Genomic DNA, 207 nt, shown 5'->3' with positions numbered 1-207 from the left:
ACAAATGATTTAAATCAGTCTTCAATAGATGAAGTCATCTCTCAATGTAAACTGCGATGGAAAATTGAGGAATTTCACCGAGAAATTAAACAATTAACGGGGATAGAATCTTGCCAATGCCGTAAAGCGAGTATTCAAAAAAACCACATTGCTTGCGCTTTATTAGTTTGGGTTTTTCTGACTCGTATGGCTAAGAAAGTTTCTCAA

Annotated in this window: 1 protein-coding gene; it reads left to right on the top strand. The window is 35.3% G+C overall.

Annotation, left to right across the window (positions count from 1 at the left end; genetic code table 11):
- Window positions 1-207 (top strand): transposase (locus PL9631_RS25910; RefSeq protein ID WP_156090735.1); only part of this gene is annotated, 207 nt, incomplete at both ends.

The sequence above is a fragment of the Planktothrix paucivesiculata PCC 9631 genome, assembly GCF_900009265.2.
Taxonomy (GTDB): domain Bacteria; phylum Cyanobacteriota; class Cyanobacteriia; order Cyanobacteriales; family Microcoleaceae; genus Planktothrix; species Planktothrix paucivesiculata.
This window is presented reverse-complemented; position numbering and strand designations above follow the sequence as displayed.